Source organism: Citrobacter sp. L55, from assembly GCF_002850715.1.
Classification (GTDB): Bacteria; Pseudomonadota; Gammaproteobacteria; order Enterobacterales; family Enterobacteriaceae; genus Citrobacter; species Citrobacter braakii.
Window position 1 is genome coordinate 205,470 of record NZ_KZ559402.1, and the last position, 19,643, is coordinate 225,112.

Annotated in this window: 19 protein-coding genes and 2 pseudogenes; 10 read left to right on the top strand and 11 right to left on the bottom strand. The window is 51.9% G+C overall.

The window, feature by feature from the left end; translation table 11 throughout:
* Window positions 1–34: 34 nt before the first annotated feature.
* Window positions 35–1,447 (bottom strand): aminotransferase-like domain-containing protein, encoded by a 1,413-nt coding sequence (locus B9P82_RS11010; protein ID WP_047358390.1) that lies wholly within the window; start codon window positions 1,445–1,447, stop codon window positions 35–37.
* Between the two features lie 177 nt (window positions 1,448–1,624).
* Between B9P82_RS11010 and B9P82_RS11015 the strand changes: the two genes are divergently transcribed.
* From B9P82_RS11015 to tssD, 7 genes are all read left to right on the top strand, one after another.
* Window positions 1,625–1,789: a DUF1127 domain-containing protein gene (locus tag B9P82_RS11015; protein ID WP_016155606.1), complete on the top strand. Its 165-nt coding sequence runs from the start codon at window positions 1,625–1,627 to the stop codon at window positions 1,787–1,789.
* 148 nt (window positions 1,790–1,937) lie between these two features.
* Window positions 1,938–2,402 (top strand): MarR family winged helix-turn-helix transcriptional regulator, encoded by a 465-nt coding sequence (locus B9P82_RS11020; protein WP_049041985.1) that lies wholly within the window; start codon window positions 1,938–1,940, stop codon window positions 2,400–2,402.
* Window positions 2,403–2,407: 5 nt separating this feature from the next.
* Complete coding sequence (locus B9P82_RS11025; protein ID WP_049041984.1) at window positions 2,408–3,475, top strand: HlyD family secretion protein; 1,068 nt, start codon at window positions 2,408–2,410, stop codon at window positions 3,473–3,475.
* On the top strand, window positions 3,465–4,529 hold the full coding sequence (locus B9P82_RS11030; RefSeq protein ID WP_049041982.1) for a DUF2955 domain-containing protein: 1,065 nt from the start codon (window positions 3,465–3,467) through the stop codon (window positions 4,527–4,529). Before B9P82_RS11025 ends, B9P82_RS11030 begins: the two co-directional genes overlap by 11 nt.
* Before the next feature lie 205 nt (window positions 4,530–4,734).
* Window positions 4,735–5,166, top strand: a complete 432-nt coding sequence (locus B9P82_RS11035) for a tlde1 domain-containing protein (protein WP_223952673.1) — start codon at window positions 4,735–4,737, stop codon at window positions 5,164–5,166.
* On the top strand, window positions 5,166–5,672 hold the full coding sequence (locus B9P82_RS11040) for a hypothetical protein (protein ID WP_047414535.1): 507 nt from the start codon (window positions 5,166–5,168) through the stop codon (window positions 5,670–5,672). The genes B9P82_RS11035 and B9P82_RS11040 overlap by 1 nt, the downstream gene beginning before the upstream one ends.
* Window positions 5,673–6,164, top strand: coding sequence for a type VI secretion system tube protein TssD (tssD, locus tag B9P82_RS11045; RefSeq protein WP_016151575.1), 492 nt, complete (start codon window positions 5,673–5,675; stop codon window positions 6,162–6,164).
* A gap of 79 nt (window positions 6,165–6,243) precedes the next feature.
* Here the strand turns inward: tssD and B9P82_RS11050 are convergent.
* From B9P82_RS11050 to B9P82_RS11055, 3 genes and pseudogenes are all read right to left on the bottom strand, one after another.
* Window positions 6,244–6,527 (bottom strand): annotated as a pseudogene (locus tag B9P82_RS11050) (SymE family type I addiction module toxin); the annotation flags it as partial.
* Window positions 6,508–6,663 (bottom strand): annotated as a pseudogene (locus B9P82_RS28915) (type I restriction endonuclease subunit R); the annotation flags it as partial. The pseudogenes B9P82_RS28915 and B9P82_RS11050, both read right to left, overlap by 20 nt.
* A 95-nt stretch (window positions 6,664–6,758) precedes the next feature.
* Window positions 6,759–7,925, bottom strand: coding sequence for a restriction endonuclease (locus B9P82_RS11055; RefSeq protein ID WP_019078303.1), 1,167 nt, complete (start codon window positions 7,923–7,925; stop codon window positions 6,759–6,761).
* A gap of 231 nt (window positions 7,926–8,156) precedes the next feature.
* Between B9P82_RS11055 and B9P82_RS11060 the strand changes: the two genes are divergently transcribed.
* On the top strand, window positions 8,157–8,444 hold the full coding sequence (locus B9P82_RS11060; RefSeq protein WP_049269953.1) for a BrnT family toxin: 288 nt from the start codon (window positions 8,157–8,159) through the stop codon (window positions 8,442–8,444).
* The gene (locus tag B9P82_RS11065; protein ID WP_016155614.1) at window positions 8,431–8,733 is read left to right on the top strand and encodes a BrnA antitoxin family protein; all 303 of its coding nucleotides are present in this window, start codon (window positions 8,431–8,433) and stop codon (window positions 8,731–8,733) included. Before B9P82_RS11060 ends, B9P82_RS11065 begins: the two co-directional genes overlap by 14 nt.
* A 307-nt stretch (window positions 8,734–9,040) precedes the next feature.
* Here the strand turns inward: B9P82_RS11065 and B9P82_RS11070 are convergent, their stop codons facing one another.
* From B9P82_RS11070 to btsT, 4 genes are all read right to left on the bottom strand, one after another.
* The gene (locus B9P82_RS11070; protein WP_101700343.1) at window positions 9,041–10,888 is read right to left on the bottom strand and encodes a UvrD-helicase domain-containing protein; all 1,848 of its coding nucleotides are present in this window, start codon (window positions 10,886–10,888) and stop codon (window positions 9,041–9,043) included.
* A 186-nt stretch (window positions 10,889–11,074) separates the two neighbouring features.
* Window positions 11,075–12,031 carry a GTPase gene (gene yjiA, locus B9P82_RS11075; protein ID WP_101700344.1) on the bottom strand — a complete coding sequence of 319 codons (957 nt, stop codon included), beginning with the start codon at window positions 12,029–12,031 and terminating at the stop codon, window positions 11,075–11,077.
* Between the two features lie 12 nt (window positions 12,032–12,043).
* On the bottom strand, window positions 12,044–12,238 hold the full coding sequence (locus tag B9P82_RS11080) for a YbdD/YjiX family protein (RefSeq protein ID WP_003830038.1): 195 nt from the start codon (window positions 12,236–12,238) through the stop codon (window positions 12,044–12,046).
* Between the two features lie 49 nt (window positions 12,239–12,287).
* The gene (gene btsT, locus B9P82_RS11085; RefSeq protein WP_003830033.1) at window positions 12,288–14,438 is read right to left on the bottom strand and encodes a pyruvate/proton symporter BtsT; all 2,151 of its coding nucleotides are present in this window, start codon (window positions 14,436–14,438) and stop codon (window positions 12,288–12,290) included.
* Between the two features lie 365 nt (window positions 14,439–14,803).
* On the opposite strand from btsT, the gene tsr reads away from it, so the two are divergent.
* Window positions 14,804–16,465 carry a methyl-accepting chemotaxis protein gene (tsr, locus tag B9P82_RS11090; RefSeq protein WP_101700345.1) on the top strand — a complete coding sequence of 554 codons (1,662 nt, stop codon included), beginning with the start codon at window positions 14,804–14,806 and terminating at the stop codon, window positions 16,463–16,465.
* A 39-nt stretch (window positions 16,466–16,504) separates the two neighbouring features.
* Here the strand turns inward: tsr and B9P82_RS11095 are convergent, their stop codons facing one another.
* The 3 genes from B9P82_RS11095 to B9P82_RS11105 form a co-directional block, all read right to left on the bottom strand.
* Window positions 16,505–17,020 carry a GNAT family N-acetyltransferase gene (locus tag B9P82_RS11095; RefSeq protein WP_101700346.1) on the bottom strand — a complete coding sequence of 172 codons (516 nt, stop codon included), beginning with the start codon at window positions 17,018–17,020 and terminating at the stop codon, window positions 16,505–16,507.
* A 52-nt stretch (window positions 17,021–17,072) separates the two neighbouring features.
* Window positions 17,073–18,434 carry an MFS transporter gene (locus B9P82_RS11100; RefSeq protein WP_016155619.1) on the bottom strand — a complete coding sequence of 454 codons (1,362 nt, stop codon included), beginning with the start codon at window positions 18,432–18,434 and terminating at the stop codon, window positions 17,073–17,075.
* 211 nt (window positions 18,435–18,645) lie between these two features.
* Complete coding sequence (locus B9P82_RS11105; RefSeq protein ID WP_016151582.1) at window positions 18,646–19,560, bottom strand: GntR family transcriptional regulator; 915 nt, start codon at window positions 19,558–19,560, stop codon at window positions 18,646–18,648.
* Window positions 19,561–19,643 lie beyond the last annotated feature (83 nt).

Genomic DNA, 19,643 nt, shown 5'->3' on the forward strand with positions numbered 1-19,643 from the left:
TAATCGCCTGCCCGGAATCACCGGGCGGTCCGGTTTACTCTATCGCCATCTTTACCGCCTCGCCGAGCTTTTGCATCACTTCCTGATGCTTCTCGTTTGGCGGCAACGCGCAGTTGATGCGTACGCAGTTGCGATACTTTCCGGATGCGGAGAACAGCGATCCCGGTGCGACCTGGATTTTCAGGCGACAGAGCTGCTTAGCGACGCAGACCATATCGACCTGGAGCGGCAGCTCGACCCACAGCATAAAGCCGCCTTTCGGTCGAGTGACGCAGATCCCGCAGGGAAAATATTCCCGTACCCAGCAGGTGTAGATCTCCATATTACGCTGATAAATCTGGCGCATACGCCGGATATGCCGATGGTAATGACCTTCGCGCACAAAGGAGGCTGCTGCCAGCTGCGTAGCGGGAACGTTAGTACCAATGACGGCGTACTTCATGTGTAGCAGTTTGTTGTAATAGCGACCGGGAACCACCCAACCCACGCGCAGTCCTGGGGCTACGGATTTGGTAAACGAACTGCAGAGTATTACCCGGCCGTCACTGTCCCAGGAGTGGATCGTACGCGGGCGCGGATACTCTGTGGCCAGTTCGCCATACACATCATCTTCAAAAATGACGATGTCGTGACGCTGGGCGAGGGCGAGCACCGCCCGCTTACGCGCATCCGGCATAATGAACCCGAGAGGGTTGTTGCAGTTGGGAACCAGCAGCACGCCTTTGATCGGCCACTGATCCAGCGCCAGCTCCAGCGCTTCAATGCTGATCCCGGTATCCGGATCGGTTGGGATCTCAATCACCTTGATCCCCAGGCCGCGCAGTAGCTGCATTGTGCCGTAGTAGGTGGGGGATTCAACGGCGACAATGTCCCCAGGCTGACAAACCGCCAGCAGCGCCAGCGACATTCCGCTCTGGCTCCCGTTGGTTATCACAATATCATCGGCGTTGAGGACTGAACCGCTGTCCAGCATCAGACGGGCGATCTGCTGGCGCAGATCCTGGCTGCCGGGAAGCTTGTCGTACCCCAGCACCGCCTTCAGATTATGCTGCACTACGCGGCTGAGCTCGCGCCAGAGCGGTTTCAGGCTCGGTTGACTGACATCTGGCGCGCCGCTGCTGAAGGGGATCACAGATTTATCGCTATGCCCTTTTAGCATATCCAGCACCAGATCCCACTGCGTTATCTCGACCGGACGCTGCACCGGGCGTGACATCGGCGGTACGGGCGGCAGCGCTTTTTGCGGCGCGACAAAATAACCGGAACGCGGCTGCGGGGTGATCAGTTGCCGCTGTTCCAGCATCTGATACGCCTGCTGGACGGTGCTGATACTAACCCCGTGCTCCTGACTCAGGTTACGTACCGAAGGCAGTTTTTCGCCATGGCGATACAACCCCTGCTCAATGCGTTCGGCCAGCAGATTGGCCAGATGTTGATAACGCGTCATGCTGTATCCCTCATGGGTATCATACAGATTAAAAAACCAGTACAGATTGGCGTGAAAAAAGCGATGCAGAACCCTTTTTAACCAATCTGTATGTTAAATAAAAGTACTTTGTGAGTCTGTATTGCTTAGGGCCAAATCCGTGAAGATAAAGCCTCAGACAAGGCGGGGAGGCAAGGTATGGAATTTCATGAGAATAAAGCAAAGCAGCCATTTATTGGGTTTGTTCTGATCTGGCGGGCATATAAGGCGTGGCGGTTACGGGCGCAAACGCGGCGCGTATTGCAACAGATGAGTAATGAGCGGCTGCGGGACGTCGGGTTGCGACGCGATCAGGTGGAGTGATTTTCTTCCATCGACAGAGGCTGGAGGGTTATCGCCCCGGCCTCTTTTATATTCACAATATTTATCAATTCATGCTTCTGGACAGTCTGTTTCTTGATACTTACCCTGATAAGCATTATTTTCTTCTCAGCGATGAGGGGAAAGTAAGATGACGGAAGATGAACTGTTTGCCCGCCGTCCGATGGGGATGCGCATGGCTATGGTGGTACGTCAGTGGCGGGCCATTATTGATGCTGCCATCACTGATACTGGCCTGACGCAGTCAAGCTGGACGGTACTGATGCAACTGTATCAACTGGGAGACAACGTATCGGTCAGTGAACTGGCACAAATGCAGGGCATTGAACTGCCGCCGCTGATGCGCACCCTTTCTCAGCTGGAAAAGCAGGGCTATCTGCTGCGTTCCACATCGCCTTATGACAAACGCATCCGTCTGCTAACGCTGACCGCGCAAGGCCGCTCAAGGCTTGAAGAACTTAACCGGGTGATTGAGACATATCAACATCGCGTCACCTGCACCATTCCCGAAGCGGAGCTTGCCTCATTCAGCGCGACCTTAAATCAACTCGCCTGCAATTTGCGGACAATCCGCGAAGAAGACAATCAACACTAAAAACTATGATGACCCCAGAACAAAAATTTGCCCGTTGGGTAAGGGTGAGTATTGCCGCTTTCTTGGTAATATTCGCCTGGTTTATCGTTGCCGATATCTGGATCCCGCTGACGCCGGACTCCACGGTGATGCGCGTGGTAACGCCCGTTTCCTCACGCGTATCCGGTTACGTCTCGCAGGTGCATGTACACAATAATAGCCTGGTGAAGAAGGGCGATTTGCTGTACGAACTGGATCCGACGCCGTTTATCAATAAGGTCGAGGCTGCGCAAATCGCCCTTGAGCAGGCGAAGTTGAGCAATCAACAGTTGGATGCGCAGATAGCCTCCGCGCGCGCCAACCTGCGTACCGCGCAATTCAGCGCCCGTAACGATAAGACCACCTTTGACCGCTATCAGCGCCTGGCCACCATGCAGAACGTGTCGCAATCCGATCTCGACAAGGTGCGTACCGCCTGGCAAACCAGCGAGCAGTCGGTGGCGGCGCTTAATGCCAGCATTCAGAACCTGCTGATCCAGCGCGGCGAGCTCGATGACAAGCGTAACGTGACGCTGCAAAAATACCGTAATGCGCTGGAAGAGGCGCAACTGAACGTCAGCTGGAGCAAAGTGTATGCACAGACCGACGGTACGGTGAGTAACCTTCAGCTTAGTCCCGGACTTTACGCTACCGCAGCCACGCCGCTGCTGGCGCTGGTCAGCCATCAGACCGATATCGTGGCCGACTTTCGAGAGAAAAGCCTGCGCCACACTCGGGTAGATACCGATGCCGCCGTGGTGTTCGACGCCTTGCCGGGCAAAGTTTTCTCTGCCCGCGTCACCAGCAGCGATGCCGGTATTCTGGCGGGTCAGGAACAGGTTAACGGTCTGCTGTCGCAACCGGAACAGTCCACCCGCTGGGTGCGCGATGCCCAGCGTATGCGCATTCACGTTGCACTGAATGAACCGCTCGACACGCCGTTACCGACCGGGGCGCGCGCCACGGTGCAGCTGTATAACAGCGAGGGGATGTTCGCCCGTACCTTTGCCGGGGCGCAGATCCACCTCGTCAGCTGGCTGCATTATGTCTATTAACACTCTGGCCCACGTCTTTACGCCGCACGGGAACATTGTCTACACCGCCAATGATTTTCGCCAGACCTTGCGTATCTCCGTTGCCGGGACGATAGCACTGAGTATCTCGACCTTCTACAACGTACAGTACGGCGTATTTTTTGTGGTTTATCCGCTGATGCTGCTGTCGCTGGTGCCGGTGTTCAACCGCCATGTGGCAAAACAGTTCGTGTTCAGCGCGGCGGTGAACTGTGTCGAAATGGTGCTAATCGTCGGCTATCTCTCACAGTGGCCGCTGATTATGACGCTGGTGGTGTTTGGCCTGTATGTGATGCGTTTTCGCTTGATGAGCAAAGGACCGCTGTTTCTGCTTGGTTCGATGGGCGTGGTGTGCCAGAGCACGATGCTCAACTTTATGAGCTATCCCACCACCAACTGGCACACGCTGATGTTCTCCAATATGGAAGCCTGCATCATGGCGGTGGCGCTGAGTGCGCTGCTGCATTATCTGATCCCGGACGTGGAACCCCGCCAGCTACCGCCGCGCATTGAGAAAGATGCCACCCGGGTGCGCCACGAGTCGCTGCTTTCCGGTACGGTGGCGACGATGATTTTTGTTATCTTCCAGATCTGTGATTTGAGCGATTCGCTGTCGGCACTGATGGCGGGCATTTTGATCCTGTTTCCTATGCACTATCGCGGCGCGGTGTTGAGCTCGCTCTGGCGCGTGGTCGGCGTGGTGCAGGCCTGCCTGTATATTCTGTTGGTGCAACTGCTTATCTATGATTTCAGCAACCATATGCTGCTGATGATGCCGCTGATCGGCCTCGGGCTGGCGTTCAGCGCCCGCCTGCACGTAATGGAAAAAGTCGGCGCGGGGGTGGGTTTTGCCAGTATCACCACCATCGGGATTATGTTCGGCCAGAACCTGCATCCGGACAGCGATCTGGTGTTCAGCGATTTATACCGCATCACCTCTGTTACCGTCGCGCTGGTGGCAACGCTAACGATGGTATTTCTGGTACACCGGGTTTTGAACTGCTTTACCGCGACGCGGTTTGTGATTACCGAGTGAGTGGGGAGTGAATGCCGGATGGCGGCTGCGCCTTATCCGGCCTATGAGACGCAGAATTTGTAGACCCGGTAAGCGTCGTGCCACCGGGTGTTTTCAGATTGCCTGCTGCTTCCCCGTTATCTAATTATTCAGAATACGATTTATTGGTTCGAGAAATAAAGATGTATGAATTATAAATATTTTGAATTTTAATAATTGTGACTTTATGAACATATTTAATTTTACAATTAAATATGATAAGCATAATTATTATATTTTAAAGGATGTAAATCATATGACATGGGAATATAAAGTATCGACAGGTATACTGAGCCATAACGGTAAATTAATTGCTTATTGCTACAGTGGTGCTGGTGAATCAAAGGATAAACCGAACTGTGAACACATACGTAACAAGGGCCCCATTCCACGAGGCGTTTATTTTATTGCTGGATGGAATAATCATAAAAGTCCCTCCGCTATTATCCTCGAACCTATTGCAGGGACAAATACTTTTGGCAGAGATCATTTCGAAATTCATGGTGATAAAAAAGGGCAGCCACCGGGAACGGCATCTGCAGGATGTATAATTATGAATGGACAAGATAAGCGCCAAACCATTTACGATTCGGGTGACACAATTTTGGTGGTAAGATAATGAAATTTATTTTTATCTCCTTTCTATTTATTCTTTCGGGTGCTCCCTGTGCTGCAGTGCATACTGCAGCACAGCTTCTGCAGATGATAAATGAAAAAGGAGCAAATACCGTTGTACACGAACTTTATGATGGCAGTGAGTCAGAATGGTGGAACCATATTATTCCTGAAATTAGCAAAGGTAATAATGACTGGTTAACGGTAGCAAGTGCTCTTGAATCCGGAGTTGATGCCAGTACGGCGGAAGATTTACAGGGGGCGGTCTCTGAAGCCATTCCACATAACCCAGTCGGTGTTCTGGCTATCCTCAACGATAACAGACCATTGCTGAATATTGAGCAGATATGCGCATTTACCTCTTACCCTGAGTCAGAAGAAGAAATGAATAAGCTATTTGTTAATTCCATCAGGGAAATGTATAAGGTCAAAACGACAGAAGGGAAGCGGTGTATTGCGGTTATGATCAATAGTGTTGAGAATTCTATTCCATTTAACAAGGATTTATAAATGGCTATCCCCGGGTATATGTCATTAATCGATGATGCTGGAAATATTATCAAAGGTAGTGTGATGGTAAAAGACCGTGAAAATCAGATCGAGATTTTAGGTCTGTATCATAATGTGAGCTACAACTCTGATTTGCATAATGGGAGGGTGTTGAATAAACGCCAACATCGTCCATTTTTAATTGAAAAGGAAATTGATGCTTCTAGTGTGCTTTTGTACAAATCATTAAGTACCGGAGAAACATTAAGGAAAGCTGTTATTGACCTCTATCGAATAAATTATGCTGGTCAGGAAGAGGTCTATTTTACGATAACCCTGGAAAATGTGAAAGTCGTTACGCTTTTTTCACTGATGCACGATGTTAAAGATCCTTATTACGAAAAACAGACCCATCTTGAACTTGCTCAGCTCCGTTACAAGAAGATTACCTGGCACTATCATGATGGGAATATAGTCCACTATGATGATTGGGATTATCGCTTAGGGTCTTGAGTAAACGGCTCCGGATAAAATGATGTTACAATCAATACACGGGGCTTATACTCATGAGCGCTGTCTGGCATCCGGGCGGTTATTTCTGCCTGACAGGTTTCGCCGAAATTACGTCGATAAACTCCTGCACCTACTGTTGCTTAGTTGCTTACGTGCGGACAGCTTGCACACCCGACGCAGCGAATGTAATAACGCTAGTTCTTCCGGCTCCGGCAGCTTGGCCGTCAGCACAATGCAGCCGGGTATCACTCTGGCATCGAATTTGCAGCCGGTGGTGAAACCGGCTGCCTCCAGCCACTGGCCTTTCATAATAATTGTCGGAACATGCGTGTAATCCGGATAACGCGACTTTGCCGCGTACGATGACCTTGCCGTCCCGGAGTTTGACCTCTTGTCTGATTTGCGTTGTGTCGTTCCAGCCAGCGTCAAGGATGGCGGGCATTACGCGTTTGGTGATGATGTCTGCTTCCGTCAGGGTACTCAGGTTCAGGTCAGCCATGTCCGTTCTCTACCGATAATGGGATTGCTCTGATTTTACACAATATTGTTATGCAAGCCATGAACAGAAATGGCTGTGCTACAGCGTCTGGCACGTTATTCAATCTCCAGCTCATCAAACAGCTGTAAATCCACATCCAGCAATTCCACTGCGTTGCTGCGTCGAATGCCGACGTTGTTTTCAATCAACAGCTCCAGCAGGCGATCGCCGTCGATTAAGGTAATCGGCGCGGCGCCTGGGAACAGCGCTGCTTCCGCGCATTTGGCGGCAAACTTGCCGGTAGTGATCAGCGTGCCGCGAATGGCTTTGTGGTAGGGAAGTGCGCCGCGTAGCTGATCGATATACGGGCGCGTGATGGTGTTCTGCATCCGTTTTACCTGCACCACTTCGGTAATGGTGGTGATGCCCACCTGAACCTTACCAATCACATCCACGCCTTTATCGCCGGAGGCTTTGGTCACTTCAACCTGCTCGTAACCCATTGTTTCAAGTAGCTGAGCCACCAGATGTTCAAATTTGTACGGATTCATGGTGGAGAGCTGGTCGCGCAATAGCTCTTTTTGCTGCTGGTTATAGCGTTTTACCGCATCCAGCAACTCCTTACGTGGATCGGTTCGACGTTCAGGCAGTGCCTTACCGAGCCATTTTCGACCAGCCTCGGTAATTTTGTAGCTCATCCCTTCACGGGCTACCAGATCGCGCTCGACCAGGTTGTACAGCCGGGCGTAGAGCGTAGTTTTGACTGAACTGGGGGAGGCAAATTTTGAGTGCTGATGTAAGAATGCCTGCCACTCGGGTAGAAGATCAGCGCGTCTGGCCTGCTCCCGGCCGGCGAGCAGTTCCAGTAGTTGCAACATGCCTTCTGTATCGTCGAGTTTACGCAGTGTGGCTTCATCGTTATCCAGAAATAATCGCCCCTGTTCGCTGGGGTACCAGCCGCCGTCTTCGTGGGTCTGCATAAGATCGAACAAAGGGTTATTGATAAACATGTAGCAGCCATAGCTGTGGCGGGGGTTGAGAATATGGTTATCCATCTTCCAGATCTGCCAGGCTATTTTGGCATCTTCGCCGCTGAGCCGTTCTTTAATCCAGTTATCCGGCTCTGACCAGTCAACCGGGTTTTGTGGCGTACCCGTTTGCTCCTGAATGGCGGTGATCATATTACGCACCGCTTTGACTGAACATCCAGCCACGGCATTCATCATGGCTCGGGTCTGATCATAAGTTGGAAAAAGCGGGGTAATCACTTTGTACTTTTTCACGTTGGTCCCTTAACGAGTGCAATGGCAATAGCTTGCCATACCAGATGAAAAATTCCATGGGATGAATCACTTATCGGAATGAAAACTGCCAGTGCCGGATGGCGGCTGCGCCTTATCCGGCCTACTAACTTCACTCTATTAAAAGCAAAATGTGATGTTATTTCCAACAATTTCGCTATAATCGTAAGATAATTGTATATACACTTTTGTATATACAATTAGGGAAAGAACATGCCAATGGAGTTTGAGTGGGATGCAAACAAGGCACAAAGTAACCACCGTAAACATGGTGTTCGCTTTGAGGACGCAATATTGGTTTTCGACGATCCCCAACATCTGTCGCGGCAGGAGCGGTATGAGAACGGTGAGTATCGCTGGCAGACCATTGGTCTCGTTCATGGCATTGTGGTTATTCTGGTTGCCCATAGCGTTAGGTTTGAAAGTCGCTTTGAAGTCATTCGTATCATCAGCGCCAGAAAGGCAGATCGTAAAGAGAGGAATCGTTATGAGCATAGTTAAACATAAACGCGGCAGCGTATCCGCGCTGAGTGCTCAGCATGAGGCTGAACTGAAGGCGCTGGCGAATAAACCGGACGATGATATCGATTACAGCGACATTCCCGTGACCGAAGATAAGCAGTGGTCAGAGGCCATTCGCGGTAAGTTTTTTCGTCCGTTAAAAACGCAGGCGTCGGTGCGCATTGATGCCGATGTGATGGAATGGCTGAAGCGCCCCGGGAAGGGTTACCAGACGCGTCTCAATGCCATTTTGCGCGAAGCGATGCTGCGCGAGCAAAACAAGAAATAGTCAGAATATGCAGGGACTGTGAGTGCCGGATAGCGGCTGTGCCTGATCCGGTCTACGGGAAGCAGAATTTCCAGGCCCGATAAGTGTAGCGCCACCGGGCATCTGCGAGGTTATTTCTGCTGCGGTTCTCCGCTAAAATAACCGCAGCTGTCAAATTAGTGGAACACCTGCGGCATCATGCCGTGATGACAAACCGATTACCACCAGTGAACAGTGGGTTGTAACGCAGCAGGGCGTGTTGAAATAGGATTCGCCCCTCTCCGCTGTAGGGAGAGGGGAATGTTTACGGATTCCTGGCGTGGCTCCGTTAGATCACCTTTGCGCTATTTTCGTAGGTGTTGATAAGATGGTCGCGCAAGCTCCCTGTTCCGTGCATTGTCACCAAAAGATTCTGGCGCGCGCGGGTAAATCCGACATACAGACGCTTGATGTCGTCACTCAGATCTTCCTCATCCCTTTCCTTTGCGGCATCCATAATAGCCACTGAGTGAAATTCAAGCCCCTTACTGCTTGGTAAAGGCATTACACAAAGGAGATCATTTTGCGGCGACCAGTGCTTTTTGTCATCGCTGGTCACAATCATTTGGTAGGGGATGCTACGCGCCGCGAGACGTGGCCCCAGCATCCCCGAAATGCTGTATGTTGAAGGGCACAGTATGGCGATCTCTGACCATGCAATACCTTGTTGTCGCTGCTTTGTCACCCAATCGAGCACGTGAGTAATCTCCTCGTCCTGATTATCAAAGCTGGCCAGTGCCGGGTAAGTGCCGGACAAGCCTCCAGCATCAGGTTGCTGGTATTTGAGCGCCTCTTCAATGTGATTATTGAGATAATTAAAGGCAATGTTGCTGGCAAAATGGAGTATTTGCCGGGTATTACGATAGTTGGTATTCAGGATCGTAGTGCGGCCAAGGGCCTTAATATTGACACTAGAGAGTGTGAAGTCGAGGGCTTTCTTTTTCTGGTAGATAGACTGGGCGTCATCGTAGAGGAAAAGAAGGGAGTTATCTTTGTTGTCTGGCATACGTGCGAGTATTCTCAGCCACTCCGGTTTAAAATCGTGTCCCTCGTCTATTAGGACTGCGCTGTATTGCTCCGGTTTTATAATCCCCTCTTCAAATGCCACCGTCAGTGCATTTTCCATCAGCTCAATAAAGTTTTTACTTTTCGGCGGAAGACTATGATGTGTATTTAACTGTTGATAACACCAGGCATGAAAATGGATGACTTCGACGGGAAGTCTTAAAGTGTGCTGCTCAAGCTGTGATTTGAGTTTTTTGGCCAGCGTGATGTTGTAGCAAATCACCAGGATCGGCTTGGTGTTTTCAATATTGTTGGCAAGCTCAATACAACGGTGGTGCAAAATGAGCGTTTTACCGGATCCTGCCACGCCATGAATAACACGGTGTCCTGCACCCATGCTTCTGGCGAGTTGTTCCTGGTTCCTGTCCATCATGCAAACCACATCGGGGGTGTGGAACGTAAAATTGTTCAGATCAACCTGCGTAACGGATGCGTTAATGCGTACATCGGGATATAGATGCCATCGGATACGGTCGAGTTGCTGTGGTGTAGTGTGATGAGCGTAGTTATGTCTGAGAAGGGATTCGAGCCGGGCAGAGATTTGTTCCTTGGTCATAAACTCGCTGAGTTCGTCTTTGCAAATAACCTGGCTGGCTGGGAATAGTTCATTTATCGCTTCGGGTGGAAAACTCTTTTCTAGCTGTGCTCGGGTGATATTGCTCAAATAAACACCAAATCCATACGGCATAATAAAGCTGCCTTCATAATCACCTTGTTGCTGGCGAAGCAGCGGATCTTTTTTTAGGCTATTGATAGTGTGAAAGGTATATTGACGAACCTGTTCGAGTGGATTCTTGAACGGTTGAATGCCGTCTTTAGTTTCATAATGAATATGTGATTTGTTGGCAGATTTAATTTTTGTAATAAACCAGTCTTTTACTTCTATAAATAACAAACCTTTTTCGGGGGTTAGAATTACAAAATCCGGATGCTCTTGCTTGTCTCCCATTCGGGTGTCATACCAGCAGGTACACTGTTCGCTGAGTCCCCCCTCAAGAAGTCTTGCCAGTCTTTTTTCGCCGGCAGTAATTTTCTCGCTACAACTGCTTATTGTGGGAATAATGATTGCCATGTTACGCCTACCAATTCATGAAAATTATATAAATATGTTAAATTAATATTCCGAGAGATATTAATAAAAACATGAATTCATCATGGGTAATGACATTAACAGACAATATTACAAACAGAAAGCGTGATGCGAGATATTTGTTTCAGAGATATTTGCTCCCTTTCACAAATAAAAGGGAGCGGCTGTTTACTTCTTCAATCCCGCAAACGCGGCTCGGATCTCGTCTTCCGGCAGATTAATGCCGATAAATACCAGCGTACTGTGCGGTTGCTCATCGCCCCACGGGCGATCCCAGTCGGCGCTGTACAGACGCTGAACGCCCTGGAACAGCAGGCGGTTCGGCTCGCCGTCAATCCACAGCATGCCTTTGTAGCGCAGCAGCTTCTCGGCGGATTCCAGCAGCAGATTTTCCATTACCCGCGACACGTCACTGATGTTTACCGGGTAATCCAGCTCGACGACGATCGAGGAGATATCATTTTGCTTATCGGCGATAAAGTGGAAGCGTGGTTTGGCGCTGACCACGTTCTCCTCGAGCATGAAACCGTTGGTATCGAACAGCAGGGAGAGGTCGATATCACCATGCGTGACGGTATACACCGGGGCGCGGGCGTTGATGCGCGCCAGGCGCTCACGCAGTTTCTCGCTTTCACCCGCCACGTCGGTTTTGGTCAGCAGGATGCGGTCAGCGTAGCCCACCTGCGACTGGGCGATGGTGAACTGGTTCATCTGCTCGTCGGCATGTACTGCGTCAACCAGCGCAATCACACCGTCCAACAGGTAGCGTTCGCAAATCACTTCATGGGAGAAAAAGGTCTGGATAATCGGGCCTGGGTCGGCCATGCCGGTGCACTCGATCACCAAACGGTCGAAATGGATGGCGCCTTTGTCGAGGTTGTCGAGCAGATCTAACAGTGCGTCTTCCAGCTCACTGGAGCGGGTACAGCAAATGCAGCCGTTGGTCAGGGTTTTGATCTGCGTGGCGCGGTCGCCAATCAGCTGATCGTCCACCGAGACTTCGCCGAATTCGTTTTCGATAACGGCAATCTTATAGCCGTGCTGCTCGTTGAGAATATGGCGCAGCAGGGTGGTTTTACCCGCGCCAAGAAAACCGGTGAGTAGGGTAACTGCAATCGGGGTCATTCATTTCTCCTTCTAACAGCAACTGCTTCCGCCGCTACCGTAGCGGGCTTCCTGGCGCTCGCGGAAGAATTCTTCGTAGGTCATGTACGGCTTATCGGGATGGTTGGTCTTCATGTGCTCGACGTAGTTGTCGTAGTCCGGAATGCCAATCAGCATCTTTGCCGCCTGACCGAGGTATTTTTTTGCCTGACCTAAAGTACCAAACATAAACAATCCTGATAAGCGAAAAGCCCCGCTGAAGCGGGGCTGAATACGGTTAGTGATGTGAAGAGGTCTTCACGCCGCCTTCCGGCACCGGTACATACGGCGTCTCTTTATCAGAGCGACCGTTGATGGCGCGGGCTTTCTGCCAGGTACGGAACCCGTAGAAAATGATGCTGTACACCACCACCAGGAACAGAATACTCAGACCTGCGTTGGTGTAGTTGTTGACGACGATGTGGTTCATGTTGGCAATCTGCTGAGCGGTCAGTTCGCCGCCGTTAGCAATCTTCTCTTTGTACTGATTCGCCATGAAGAAGAAGCCTTCCATCTGCGGGTTGGTGCTGAACAGTTTCAGACCCAGCGCCCAGGTGGTGCAGATAAGCAGCCATACAGCCGGAACAACGGTAACCCAGATGTATTTGGTACGCTGCATTTTAACCAGTACCACGGTGCCCAGAACCAGTGCCACGGCAGCCAGCATCTGGTTAGAGATACCGAACAGCGGCCACAGGCTCTTAACGCCGCCCAGCGGGTCAACAACACCTTGATACAGCAGGTAACCCCACAGGCCTACGCAGCCCGCAGTACCGATGATGCCCGCAACCAGAGAGTCGGTTTTTTTCAGGAACGGAACGAAGTTCCCCAGTAAATCCTGCAGCATAAAGCGGCCAGAACGGGTACCGGCATCCAGTGCGGTCAGGATGAACAGTGCTTCAAACAGAATACCGAAGTGGTACCAGAAGCCCATATCAGCCATCGGCAGCACTTTGTGGAACACGTGAGCGATACCAACGGCCAGCGTCGGCGCGCCACCTGCGCGGTTCAGAACGGACGGTTCACCGATGTCTTTCGCGGTCTGCAGGATCTGCTCAGGCGAAATGACGAAGCCCCAGGAGCTGACGGTCGCCGCCGCATGTGCGGTTACGTCTTTCAACTGCGCCATAATCAGCGGGGCGTTCTCGCCGCTCATTTCATGCAGGTTCGGCATGGTGATGCCAAGGCCCGCAGGCGGGGTGTTCATTGCGAAGTACAGACCCGGTTCGATGATAGATGCAGCAACCAGCGCCATAATCGCCACGAAGGATTCCATCAGCATGGCGCCGTAACCGATAAAGCGCGCGTCGGTTTCACAGGCCAGCAGCTTCGGTGTGGTACCAGAAGCGATCAGCGCGTGGAAGCCAGATACCGCACCACACGCGATGGTGATGAACAGGAACGGGAACAGAGCGCCTTTCCACAGCGGACCAGTACCATCAACGTACTGAGTCATCGCCGGCATTTTCAGTTCCGGGTTGAGGATAACAATCCCCACCGCCAGACCGACGATAACGCCGATTTTCAGGAAGGTAGCCAGATAGTCGCGCGGCGCGAGGATCAGCCATACCGGCAGCAGCGCAGAGATAAACGCGTAGCCGATCAGGGTAAAGGTAATGGTGGTGTCTTTAAAGGTCAGCGCCGGGCCCCAGTACGGGTCGTGAGCAATCACGCCGCCGAAGTAGATAGACGCAACCAGCAGCACAATACCAATCACTGACACTTCGCCCACACGACCCGGTCGCAGGAATCGCATGTAGATCCCCATGAATAGCGCGATAGGTACGGTTGAGCAGACGGTGAACACACCCCACGGGCTTTCAGCCAGCGCTTTCACCACGATCAGCGCCAGTACCGCAAGGATGATGATCATGATTAAGAAGCAGCCGAACAGCGCAATGGTTCCCGGGATCGGGCCCATCTCTTCTTTGATCATCTCACCCAGAGATGCGCCGTTACGGCGTGAAGAGATAAACAGCACCATGAAGTCCTGCACCGCACCGGCCAGCACGACACCCGCCAGTAGCCACAGCGTACCGGGCAGATAGCCCATCTGCGCGGCCAGTACCGGCCCAACCAGCGGACCCGCACCTGCGATAGCGGCAAAGTGGTGGCCAAACAAGACGTTACGGTTGGTTGGAACGTAGTTCAGACCGTCATTGTTGATGACCGCCGGCGTGGCACGCGTCGGGTCAAGTTTCATCACCTTTTGGGCGATGTACAGACTGTAGTAACGATAGGCCACCAGATAAACAGAAACTGAGGCGACCACGATCCACAGGGCACTGATGTGCTCACCCCGACGTAATGCCACTACCGAGAGGCAGAATGCACCGATGATTCCGAGAATCACCCAGGGTATGTGCTTGAATATCTTTTTCGTATCCATAGTAAAACCTGGTATCTAATTAATAATTGGCCGAAGCCGCGTGGGTTTGATCTTGTGTTTGAGGAGGTAAATTGACTGCTATGTTGGGGGGATCTTGCCAGAGAAATACGCGCGTAAAGTAAGGTAAATAAGTGAGCGGTTGTATGTCAGCTTAAGCGGTCCCAAGTGTCAGTGAGCGGTAAGCAATGGGGACTAACGGGTATATTTATGTGATTGAGATCACTAATAAACCCGCTTAGCGCTTTGGCAGACGGCGTGGATCGACGAATCGTCGATGCTGAGATCGATTCAACTAGCACAAATTTCATAAAGTTTTCCCTTTCCAGGCCGAAAATTCTGACATCTGTCTAGCGGAAAGAGAAAACATGTTAAAACGAATGAAGATTGTTACCAGCTTACTGCTGGTATTGGCGCTATTTGGCCTTTTACAGCTCGCCTCCGGCGGCTTGTTTTTTAACTCACTTAAGAATGACAAAGAGAACTTTACCGTTCTGCAAACCATTCGCCAGCAACAGTCTGCGCTGAACGCCACCTGGGTTGAGCTGCTGCAAACGCGTAATACCCTGAACCGGGCGGGTATTCGCTACATGATGGATCAGAGCAATATCGGCAGCGGTGCGACCGTTGCTGAGCTGATGCAGGTAGCCAGCACGGCGCTGAAACTGACGGAAAAAAACTGGGCGATTTACGAGTCGCTCCCGCGCGATCCGCGTCAAAGTGAAGCCGCGTTCCAGGAGATCAACCGCACCTATGACATCTATCACGGCGCGCTGGCGGAGCTGATCCAGTTACTGGGTGACGGGAAGATCAATGCGTTCTTTGATCAACCCACGCAGAGCTATCAGGATGGTTTTGAGAAGACATACATCAACTACATGCAGCAGAACGATCACCTGTATGACATTGCGGTAGCAGATAACAACAGCTCTTACAGCCAGGCGATGTGGGTACTGGTCTGCGTGCTGATTACCGTACTGGCGGCAATTATTGCGGTCTGGTTCGGCATTAAACTGACTCTTATCTCCCCAATGAACCGTCTGATCGACAGCATTCGTCATATCGCCAGCGGCGACCTGGTGAAGCGTATTGAGGTGGAAGGTTCCAACGAGATTGGCCAACTGGCGGAAAGCCTGCGTCATATGCAGGGTGAGCTGATGAACACCGTGGGTGATGTGCGTAACGGTGCCAACGCGATTTACAGCGGGGCCAGCGAGATTGCGATGGGCAACAACGATCTCTCCTCGCGTACCGAGCAGCAGGCTGCATCTCTGGAAGAAACCGCAGCCAGCATGGAACAGCTGACGGCGACCGTGAAGCAGAACGCCGAAAACGCGCGTCAGGCTAGCCATCTGGCCCTGAGCGCTTCTGAAACCGCGCAGAAAGGCGGCAAAGTGGTGGATAACGTGGTGCAAACCATGCGCGACATCGCTTCCAGTTCGCAGAAAATCGCCGACATTATCAGCGTCATCGACGGCATTGCCTTCCAGACCAATATTCTGGCGCTCAACGCCGCGGTAGAAGCCGCGCGCGCGGGCGAGCAGGGCCGTGGTTTTGCTGTGGTTGCGGGTGAAGTTCGTAACCTGGCCCAGCGTAGTGCGCAGGCCGCGCGCGAGATCAAGAGCCTGATTGAAGACTCGGTCAGCCGTGTGGATGTGGGTTCAACGCTGGTAGAAAGCGCTGGTGAAACCATGGATGAGATCGTCAATGCGGTAACCCGCGTGACCGATATCATGGGTGAAATTGCCTCTGCTTCTGATGAACAGAGCCGCGGTATCGACCAGGTCGGTCTGGCCGTTGCTGAGATGGATCGTGTGACGCAGCAGAACGCCTCGCTGGTGGAAGAATCCGCCGCCGCCGCTGCGGCGCTGGAAGAGCAGGCCAGCCGTCTGACCCAGGCCGTTGCCGTATTCCGTATTCAGCATGACCAACAGCGCGTGCGTGACGTTGCTGCCGCTAAACCGGTTTCAACGGTCCAGCCGCGAAAAGCTGCGGTAACGGATGCCGGGGATAACTGGGAAACGTTCTAAGTTGGTAATGCCCGATAAGGCGTAGCCGCCCGCGGGCAATTAACGCAGCATCAGGCGCATGGCGCAGCGTAGTTCGTACGTCTGCCCGTGCGCCGCTTCGTCTTCTCTTTTCTGGCGCAGCAGTGCAGGAAGCGTCTCGTCAGCCAGCATTTCAAACCCCAATCGTGAGTACAATGGCGCATTCCACGGCACATCGCGAAAGGTGGTCAGCGTGAGCGATGTATAACCTTTCTCGCGCGCCTGTTCGGCAACATAGCCAATCAATCTGCGACCAATACCTTTTCCCTGCCACTCCAGATGCAATGAAAGTTCAGCAATAAACAGCGATGACCCCAGCGTTTCGGCAACTAAAAAACCGACCGGATGCTCATCGACCTGCGCCAGCCAGCTCATGCCAGCGGCGACAAATGCCCGATGCTGGTCAGCCGATATAATCTGGTCGTCAGCAATCCACGCCAGTTCGGGGATGAATAAAAAACGTTGTCCCGCAGATCGTTCGATGGCGGGAAGAGCGGCAGTTTCTGCCAGAGTGGTGGAGCGTAAGGTGATGTTCATTTGTCGAGCATAACATGCCCGATAAGCGCGGTGTTATCGGGCATCATGAGGATTAATCTTTACGCGGATCGCTGATGGGTTGGCGCACCAGGAAGATGTAGGCGAGGGCTCCCACCATGGTGACGCAGCCACAGATGATCAGCGCCAGACGGAAAGAGTTGGTGGTATCAACAATAAATCCGGTGACGATTGGTGCAAACGACGCGCAGATAAAGCTGGCAAAGTTCTGGATACTGCCCACGGAGGCGGTCATGCGTGAGGCGACGGCTACGTGGATCAGGCCCCAGCACGAGGTGCCGGCGAAGTGGATACAGAACAGCGCCATACCGATCAGTAAGACGGCGGCCATCGACGTTGTGGCCTGCGGCACGATGAAAGTGAAGGCCGCAGAACAGAACATCCCGGCGATAATACAAATCTTACGGCTCTTAATCGGTGCCATACCGCCTTTCACCAGCCAGTCGGTGACAAAACCGTTAATTAACATGCCGGCTGCGCCAAACAGGAATGGGATCGCCGCCATTAATCCGGTGCTTTTTAAATCCAGGTTGTAGGAGGTTTGCAGGTAGCCTGGCAGCCACGCCAGATATAACCACGCGGTGTAGTTGATGCCGCTAAAGCCCAGCATCATGCCCCACATAGTGCGGTTGCGGAACAGGCTGCGCCATTCGGCAAAGCTCAGCGGATCGCGGCGGGCATTGACGCTACCGGCGTTCAGATACGCTTGTTCAGTAGCGCTCAGCGCAATCTGCTCGCGGTTGCGATACAACATGTACCAGCCGATGGCGAGGAAAATACCCAGCACGCCGATGGTAATAAACATCCAACGCCAGCCCATCACCAGCATCATGGCAGCCAGAATCGGCGGGCTAATGGCAACACCGATGGTGGAAGCGGCGTTGAATAACCCCATTGGGCGACCGCGCTCTTTGATGTTAAACCAGTCGTTGATGACCTTTACGCCGCACGGGTTCATGGGCGCTTCGCCGATCCCCATCCCGATACGCACGAGAACAAACTGAGTGAAGCTGTGAACCATGCCAGACATCGCCTGAAACAGCGACCAGAAGAACATCCCCAGCCCCAGCATAATGCGCGGACCTTTGCGATCCAGCAGCGGGCCGCAGGGCAGCTGTGCAATACCGTAAGCGAGAGAAAACACTGACAGCAGTACGCCGATTTGCGTGGCGCTCAGCCCCAGTTCTTCACGAATCGTTAAGTTGGCGACCGACAGTGAACTGCGGTCGAGATAATTAATCACCGCAGCAAAAAATAATAAAATCATTGCTGTGGTCTGAATACGTTTTATTCGGCTACTGCGTTGCACCATGCCCTCAGGCGGAACGTTAATATCCGCAGATGACGACGTGCCAAACGAAGAACTCGGGTCGAGGGTAATATTATTTTTTTCCACGCCGGACTCCTGAACCTCAATAATTTATTTTCACACAGCCGGGCTGTGCAGTATTGAAAAATACCAGTGATGAATCAATTTGCTCATCACCGCTCACAAAAGTTTTTAATGCAGTCGACTTAGCGTGAGCATAGGCAAGCGGTATTTTTCCGGCGTTTTTATTTTTATAAAATCGTGCTCCCGGTAATGGTTTGCTGTTTTTTATCGGTACTTAATGAGCGGCGCTATGGCTTTGGTTGATGGAGCGAATCATCGATTGTTTGGCTGAATTCAAATGGTTACAGAGCGCCAGGGTGGCATCCAGGTCGCTGCGGCAAATCAGTGCGCTGAGGATGGTCATATGCTCATCAATGGCAATGATATTGCGCTGCTTGAGGTCGCTTTCATCCCACTGATAATGAAAGTGGAAAATCACGGAGATAATTTCAAGTGATTGATTAAAAAATATATTATCTGCTGCGGAGAGCAATAAAGCATGAAACTCACGGTCTAACTGCGAGAACATACGAAAGCTGCTGCCGATGCTGTCGCGCAGGACCCGGTGACGCTCCAGCAGTGTTTTAGCCTGCAGCCAGCGCGGGTCATCGTCGGGCAGATTGAGAAAATGCTGCAGGGAATGGGTTTCCAGCATCTCTCTGAGTTCAAACAGCTGTTCCGCATAGGCCTGATCGAACTGCTTCATGCTCCAATGGCCGCGTTTTTCGTTTTTGATCAGATTGTAACGTTCGAATTTTAAAAGATATTCTCTCACCACCACCGGGCTGACCCCTGCAGCTCTGGCAAGCTGTAGTTCGGAGAAACTCTCCCCTGCGCGTAGCTGACGCTGGTTGATCATGGTGAAAAAAGCCTGCTCAAAAATCCGGTTTTGCTCAGTCATGGAGGCGGTGGTACAGGCAAAACCGTCGTCATGGTCGGGTTTACGTACGATGACATAGTGGCTGCCGACCTGGGTCAGCACGCCGCACTCGCCTAAGTGGCTCAGCATATGGCGCACGGTGGTGCGGCTGATGTTGTACATCTCCGCCAGCGCGCTTTGCGACGGGAGGGGGGAAGGGATATGACCACGCGCCATATCATCGATTATCTGGTTAATCACATTGTGGCGTAAGTTCTGTGAACGGCTCATGGCTTCTCCTTTTTGCGTATTAAAACCCGATTTAAAACATTTTTATGCGCTGGGATTCACAGATTGTGTTTCTGCTTTCTCCG

Bases quoted from the DNA above. Each gene is read 5' to 3' on its own strand.
- B9P82_RS11095 (WP_101700346.1), bottom strand. From the start codon at position 17,020: ATGAACATCACCTTACGCTCCACCACTCTGGCAGAAACTGCCGCTCTT.
- B9P82_RS11065 (WP_016155614.1), top strand. From the start codon at position 8,431: ATGAGCATAGTTAAACATAAACGCGGCAGCGTATCCGCGCTGAGTGCT.
- B9P82_RS11040 (WP_047414535.1), top strand. From the start codon at position 5,166: ATGAAATTTATTTTTATCTCCTTTCTATTTATTCTTTCGGGTGCTCCC.
- tssD (WP_016151575.1), top strand. From the start codon at position 5,673: ATGGCTATCCCCGGGTATATGTCATTAATCGATGATGCTGGAAATATT.
- yjiA (WP_101700344.1), bottom strand. From the start codon at position 12,031: ATGACCCCGATTGCAGTTACCCTACTCACCGGTTTTCTTGGCGCGGGT.
- B9P82_RS11030 (WP_049041982.1), top strand. From the start codon at position 3,465: ATGTCTATTAACACTCTGGCCCACGTCTTTACGCCGCACGGGAACATT.
- B9P82_RS11010 (WP_047358390.1), bottom strand. From the start codon at position 1,447: ATGACGCGTTATCAACATCTGGCCAATCTGCTGGCCGAACGCATTGAG.
- B9P82_RS11015 (WP_016155606.1), top strand. From the start codon at position 1,625: ATGGAATTTCATGAGAATAAAGCAAAGCAGCCATTTATTGGGTTTGTT.
- tsr (WP_101700345.1), top strand. From the start codon at position 14,804: ATGTTAAAACGAATGAAGATTGTTACCAGCTTACTGCTGGTATTGGCG.
- B9P82_RS11070 (WP_101700343.1), bottom strand. From the start codon at position 10,888: ATGGCAATCATTATTCCCACAATAAGCAGTTGTAGCGAGAAAATTACT.
- B9P82_RS11035 (WP_223952673.1), top strand. From the start codon at position 4,735: ATGAACATATTTAATTTTACAATTAAATATGATAAGCATAATTATTAT.
- btsT (WP_003830033.1), bottom strand. From the start codon at position 14,438: ATGGATACGAAAAAGATATTCAAGCACATACCCTGGGTGATTCTCGGA.
- B9P82_RS11105 (WP_016151582.1), bottom strand. From the start codon at position 19,560: ATGAGCCGTTCACAGAACTTACGCCACAATGTGATTAACCAGATAATC.
- B9P82_RS11020 (WP_049041985.1), top strand. From the start codon at position 1,938: ATGACGGAAGATGAACTGTTTGCCCGCCGTCCGATGGGGATGCGCATG.
- B9P82_RS11060 (WP_049269953.1), top strand. From the start codon at position 8,157: ATGCCAATGGAGTTTGAGTGGGATGCAAACAAGGCACAAAGTAACCAC.
- B9P82_RS11025 (WP_049041984.1), top strand. From the start codon at position 2,408: ATGATGACCCCAGAACAAAAATTTGCCCGTTGGGTAAGGGTGAGTATT.
- B9P82_RS11080 (WP_003830038.1), bottom strand. From the start codon at position 12,238: ATGTTTGGTACTTTAGGTCAGGCAAAAAAATACCTCGGTCAGGCGGCA.